This window comes from Streptomyces sp. CO7, assembly GCF_053474865.1.
Genome location: NZ_JBRIOU010000003.1, coordinates 24,173 through 30,250, shown reverse-complemented (window position 1 = coordinate 30,250; position 6,078 = coordinate 24,173). Strand labels below are relative to the sequence as shown.

The following is a 6,078-nucleotide window of genomic DNA, read 5'->3' as shown; positions in this document are numbered from 1 at the left end:
GCCCCCGGACCCGCCTGCGGAACTCGGGCGGGTCCAGGGGCCGCGGAACTCGGAGCCCCCCGGCCCGTGCCGCCCGCGCCCCGGCTCCCGGCCGGGGTGCCGCCGAGGCGGTGCCGGACGGGAGCCGGGGCGCGGGGCCGCGGCGCGTGCGGTGACGTCGCGGCGTCGGACGCCGACGCCGGACGTCGACGCCGATGGCGGCGTCGGACGGTGACGTCAGACGTTGACGCCGAAGTCCTGCGCGATGCCGCGCAGGCCCGAGGCGTAGCCCTGGCCGACCGCGCGGAACTTCCACTCCGCGCCGTGCCGGTAGAGCTCGCCGAAGACCATCGCCGTCTCCGTGGACGCGTCCTCGGAGAGGTCGTAGCGGGCGATCTCCGCGCCGCCGGCCTGGTTCACCACGCGGATGAAGGCGTTGCGGACCTGGCCGAACGACTGCTGACGGGCCTCGGCGTCGTAGATCGACACCGGGAAGGTGATCCGGTCCACGTCGGCCGGGACGGAGGCCAGGTTGACCTTGATCTGCTCGTCGTCGCCCTCGCCCTCACCCGTGCGGTTGTCGCCGGTGTGCTCCACCGACCCGTCCGGGCTGGTGAGGTTGTTGAAGAAGACGAAGTGCGCGTCGCTGGCGACCTTGCCGGCGGCGTTGAGCAGCAGCGCGCTGGCGTCGAGGTCGAAGTCGGTGCCGGTGGTGGTGCGGACGTCCCAGCCGAGGCCGACGATGACGGCCGTCAGACCGGGCGCCTCCTTGCTCAGCGAAACGTTGCCGCCCTTGCTGAGGCTGACTCCCACGAGTTCTCCCTTGTGCTGTCCGGGGGCCGGGAGCCCCTGGTGGTACGTCGGTAAGTGGTCAACGACCGATCGTAGTGACCCGTTCCCTCCCGGCGGGAGGTGAACCGGCCACGACGTCGGCGTCGGGTCACATCGTCTCGAGCGCCTTCACGTAGTCGTCGAGGTCGCGCGCGTCGGGGAGGGCGTTGACGACGGTCCAGCGGACCATGCCCTCCTTGTCGATGATGAAGGTGCCGCGCACCGCGCAGCCCTTCTCCTCGTCGAAGACGCCGTAGGCGCGCGACACGTTCCCGTGCGGCCAGAAGTCGGAGAGCAGGGGGTACTCGAAGCCCTCCTGCTCGGCGTAGATCCGCAGGCTGTGGATGGAGTCGGCGGACACCGCGAGCACCTGGGTGTCGTCGTTGACGAAGGACGGCAGGTTGTCCCGGATGTCGCAGAGCTCTCCGGTGCACACCCCGGTGAAGGCGAACGGGTAGAAGAGGAGCACCACGTTCTTCTCGCCGCGGTACTCCGAGAGCCGCACCGTCCGACCGTGGTTGTCCTTCAGCTCGAAGTCCGGAGCCTGGTTGCCGACCTCGATCGCCATCTCTTCGTGTTCCCTTCGGTGGCACCGTGCTGCTGCTGATCAGGTGGATCACACCCTACGCGGCCGGTACGGGACGGGGGGAAAACACCGCGGGGGGACGTCCGGACCGTGTGGTCCGGACGTCCCCCCGCGGGGCGGTCGTGCAGCCGGTCCCCTCGGGGCCGGCGGGGACGTCACCGCTTGGTCTTGGCGCCCTTCGGCGTCAGCAGGCGGCTTCCGCTCCAGTCCTTGCCCACGCTGACGCCCTTGGTCGCGGAGAGGCCCGCGGTCGTGGCGGCTTCGGCGATGTCGCTCGGCTCCACGTAGCCGTCACGGCCCGTCTTGGGCGTGAGGAGCAGGATCGAGCCACCTTCTTCGATGTACGTGGTGGCGTCCACCAGCACATCGGTCAGGTCGCCGTCGTCGTCGCGGAACCACAGCACCACGGCATCGGCGACGTCGTCGTAATCCTCGTCGACCAGCTCGCTGCCGATGACTTCCTCGATGGCCTCGCGGAGCTCCTGATCGACGTCGTCGTCGTAGCCGATCTCCTGGACCACCTGCTCGGGCTGGAACCCCAGCCTGGCGGCAGGGTTCGTCCGCTCCTCCGCGTGGTCCGCGGTCGCGCTCACGGGTTGCCTCCTGATCATGTTGCGTTTGTGTCTCCTCCGGCTCGCTCCAGTGCGGCCGGGGGAAGGGTTCGAGCCACGCGCGTACGCGAAGCATTGGCCGTAGTCCACACGGGCGGGACCGATCGCGCAAGTACCCGGCCGTCGAGACCGCCGAAACGGTGACGTTCCCGGCGGCACCGTGGCAAGTTCCGGGCGCCGATACCGGGCCCGGGTGACGCAGGCCACACTATTCTGTCCTCTTTGCCGCTTTCGGCGGACACCATGCGTGCGACGTGCGAATTGTTTTGCGAAACGTGTCTGGAGTGAGCGTATTCGCTTTCCGTGACCCGCGCGTCACGGGGGTCGTCCATCGGCTCGACTCCCGCCCGGACGCGCGGGAGGTGAGGTTCACGATCAGCGGGTACACCATGGGAGATACCCACCGAGAACGACTGGACCCCAGCGAGAGCGAAGGAACGCCGTGGCTTCCGGACCCGGACCAGATCGCGCCCCGATCATCATCGGCGGCCTGCCCAGCCAGGTCCCCGACTTCGACCCAGAGGAAACCAAGGAGTGGCTCGACTCCCTCGACGCCGCGATCGACGAGCGCGGCCGGGACCGGGCACGCTACCTGATGCTCCGCATGATCGAGCGGGCGCGCGAGAAGCGCGTGGCCGTGCCCGAGATGCGCAGCACCGACTACGTCAACACGATCGCCACCAAGGACGAGCCGTTCTTCCCCGGCAACGAGGAGATCGAGCGCAGGATCCTCAACGCGACCCGGTGGAACGCCGCGGTGATGGTCTCCCGCGCGCAGCGCCCCGGCGTCGGGGTGGGCGGCCACATCGCCACCTTCGCCTCCTCCGCCTCGCTCTACGACGTGGGCTTCAACCACTTCTTCCGGGGCAAGGACCGCGGTGACGGCGGCGACCAGATCTTCTTCCAGGGCCACGCCTCCCCCGGCATCTACGCCCGCGCCTTCCTGCTGGACCGGCTCTCCGAGGCGCAGCTGAACGGTTTCCGCCAGGAGAAGTCGAAGGCGCCCGAGTGCCTGTCCTCGTACCCGCACCCGCGCTCGATGCCGGACTTCTGGGAGTTCCCGACGGTCTCCATGGGCCTGGGCCCGCTGGGCGCGATCTTCCAGGCGCGGATGAACCGCTACATGCACGCCCGGGGCATCGCGGACACGTCGCGCTCGCACGTGTGGGCGTTCCTCGGTGACGGCGAGATGGACGAGCCGGAGTCGCTGGGCCAGCTCTCCCTGGCCGCCCGCGAGGGGCTGGACAACCTGACCTTCGTGGTCAACTGCAACCTGCAGCGCCTCGACGGCCCGGTGCGCGGCAACGGGAAGATCATCCAGGAGCTGGAGTCGGTCTTCCGGGGCGCCGGCTGGAACGTGATCAAGCTGATCTGGGACCGCAGCTGGGACCCGCTGCTGGCGCAGGACCGCGACGGCGTCCTCGTCGACCGGATGAACCGGACGCCCGACGGTCAGTTCCAGACGTACGCCACCGAGTCCGGCGGGTACATCCGCGACCACTTCTTCGGCGACGACCACCGGCTGCGCGCGATGGTCGAGAACATGACCGACGACCAGATCCTCCATCTGGGGCGCGGCGGCCACGACCACCGGAAGATCTTCGCTGCCTACGCGGCGGCGCTGGCCCACAAGGGTCAGCCGACGGTCATCCTGGCCAAGACGGTCAAGGGCTGGACGCTGGGGCCGAACTTCGAGGGCCGCAACGCCACGCACCAGATGAAGAAGCTGACGGTGGACGACCTCAAGCGCTTCCGGGACCGGCTGCACCTGCCGATCTCCGACAAGCAGCTGGAGGACCCCTACGAGGCGCCGTACTTCCATCCGGGCAAGGACTCGGAGGAGATCCAGTACATGCACGACCGGCGCCGGTCGCTGGACGGGTACGTGCCCACCCGGGTGCTGCGGGGCAAGCCGCTGGAGCTGCCGGGCGACCAGGCCTACGCCGCGATGAAGAAGGGCTCCGGCAAGCAGACGATCGCCACCACCATGGCGTTCGTGCGGCTGCTGAAGGACCTGATGCGGGACAAGGGGATCGGCAAGCGGTTCGTGCTGATCGCGCCGGACGAGTACCGGACGTTCGGCATGGACTCGTTCTTCCCGAGCGCCAAGATCTACAACCCGATGGGCCAGCAGTACGAGTCCGTCGACCGGGAGCTGCTGCTCGCCTACAAGGAGTCGCCGACCGGCCAGATGCTGCACGACGGCATCTCCGAGGCCGGTTGCACCGCCTCGCTGATCGCCGCCGGCTCGGCCCACGCGACGCACGGCGAGCCGCTGATCCCGGTGTACGTCTTCTACTCGATGTTCGGCTTCCAGCGCACCGGCGACCAGTTCTGGCAGATGGCCGACCAGATGGCGCGCGGCTTCGTCCTGGGCGCGACGGCCGGCCGGACCACGCTGACCGGTGAGGGCCTCCAGCACGCGGACGGCCACTCGCAGCTGCTGGCCTCCACCAACCCGGCCTGCGTGGCCTACGACCCTGCCTTCGGGTTCGAGATCGCGCACATCGTGCGGGACGGTCTGCGGCGGATGTACGGCTCCTCGCCGGAGCACCCGCACGGCGAGGACGTCTTCTACTACCTGACCGTCTACAACGAGCCGATCGTGCACCCGGCCGAGCCGGAGGACGTGGACGTCGAGGGCATCCTCAAGGGCATCCACCGGTACGCGCCGGGCACGGCGGGGTCGGTCCCGGCTCAGATCATGGCCTCGGGCGTGGCCCTGCCGTGGGCGCTGGAGGCGCAGCGGATCCTCGCCGAGGACTGGGACGTGCGGGCCGACGTCTGGTCGGCGACCTCCTGGAACGAGCTGCGGCGCGAGGCGGTGGACGTGGAGGAGCACAACCTGCTGCACCCGGAGGAGGAACCGCGGGTGCCCTGGGTGACGCAGAAGCTCTCGGGCGCGGAGGGCCCGTTCGTGGCGGTCTCCGACTGGATGCGGTCGGTTCCCGACCAGATCGCGCGGTGGGTGCCCGGTCCGTACACCTCGCTGGGCGCCGACGGCTTCGGGTTCGCCGACACCCGCGGTGCGGCGCGCCGCTTCTTCCACATCGACGCCCAGTCGGTGGTGGTGGCGGTGCTGTCCGAGCTGGCCAAGGCCGGCCGTGTCGACCGCGGGGTGCTGAAGCAGGCGATCGACCGGTACCGGATCCTCGACGTGCGGGCGGCCGACCCCGGCACCATGGGCGGCGACGCCTGATCCTTCGCGTGTCCCGGGCCCTCACCGCCTTTCCGGGCGGTGAGGGCCCTTTCTACGATTCACGGATGGTCATGGACGAAACGACTGCCTCCGCGGCTCCCGCGACTTCTGCGGCTTCCACCGCTTCGGTGGCGGCGACGGCCCCGCTGGAGGCCTGGGAGCGGCGCACCCAGCGGCCGCTGCTGTTCCTCGCGGTGGTGTTCGCCGTCGCCTACGCGGTGCCGATCGTGGACCCGGACGCGACGGCGGCGGTGGTCCGGACGTGCCGGTGGGTGGAGTGGGTGGTCTGGGCCGCGTTCGCGGTGGACTACTCGGCGCGGCTGTGGCTCTCGGAGGACCGCTGGGAGTTCTTCCGCACGCACGTGCTGGACCTGCTGGCGGTGCTGCTGCCGCTGCTGAGCCCGCTGCGGCTGCTGCGGCTGGTCTCCACCCTGGTCCTGGTGGGCCAGCGGGCGCGGCTGAGCTCGCAGGTGCGGCTGACCACGTACGTCGCCGGGTCGGTGGTGGGGCTGCTGGTCTTCGGCTCGCTGGCCGTGCTGTCGGTGGAGCGCAATGCGCCGGGCGGCAACATCAGGACGCTGGGCGACGCGGTGTGGTGGGCGTTCACCACGATGACGACGGTCGGCTACGGGGACCTGGCGCCGACGACCGGGCTGGGGCGGCTGCTGGCGGTGGGGCTGATGCTGTCCGGCATCGCGCTGCTCGGCGTGGTGACCGCCAACATCGCGGCCTGGTTCATCGCCCAGTTCGACAAGGACGACGCGGAGGAGCGGCGCCAGACGGAGGAGATCCGCACGCTCACCGAGGAGGTCCGCGCCCTGCGCACGGAGATCGCCGCCCTCACCGCCGCCCGGCCGGGCCCTCCCGAACCC

The 6,078-nt window shown here is 70.1% G+C and carries 5 protein-coding genes; 2 read left to right on the top strand and 3 right to left on the bottom strand.

From position 1 onward, the window contains the following. Positions 1-216: 216 nt before the first annotated feature. The 3 genes from ACOV8S_RS09970 to ACOV8S_RS09960 all read right to left on the bottom strand — a co-directional run bounded on the left by ACOV8S_RS09970 (position 217) and on the right by ACOV8S_RS09960 (position 1,989). Positions 217-792 carry a TerD family protein gene (locus ACOV8S_RS09970; RefSeq protein WP_351115799.1) on the bottom strand — a complete coding sequence of 192 codons (576 nt, stop codon included), beginning with the start codon at positions 790-792 and terminating at the stop codon, positions 217-219. 127 nt (positions 793-919) lie between these two features. After that, entirely contained in the window at positions 920-1,378 is a 459-nt protein-coding gene (locus tag ACOV8S_RS09965) for a peroxiredoxin (RefSeq protein WP_448317438.1), read from the bottom strand. A gap of 173 nt (positions 1,379-1,551) precedes the next feature. Further along, a complete protein-coding gene (locus ACOV8S_RS09960) occupies positions 1,552-1,989 on the bottom strand; it encodes a DUF3052 domain-containing protein (RefSeq protein WP_351115797.1) in 438 nt (145 codons plus the stop codon). 460 nt (positions 1,990-2,449) lie between these two features. Here ACOV8S_RS09960 and aceE point away from each other — a divergent pair, with 460 nt between their 5' ends. After that, entirely contained in the window at positions 2,450-5,206 is a 2,757-nt protein-coding gene (gene aceE / locus ACOV8S_RS09955; protein WP_448317437.1) for a pyruvate dehydrogenase (acetyl-transferring), homodimeric type, read from the top strand. 65 nt (positions 5,207-5,271) lie between these two features. Beyond that, on the top strand, positions 5,272-6,078 hold an 807-nt coding region (locus tag ACOV8S_RS09950; RefSeq protein ID WP_448317436.1), incomplete at its 3' end, for a potassium channel family protein.

What these genes read in the sequence shown, in the direction of transcription:
- ACOV8S_RS09965 (WP_448317438.1), bottom strand. Translation starts at nt 1,378, where the DNA reads ATGGCGATCGAGGTCGGCAACCAGGCTCCGGACTTCGAGCTGAAGGAC.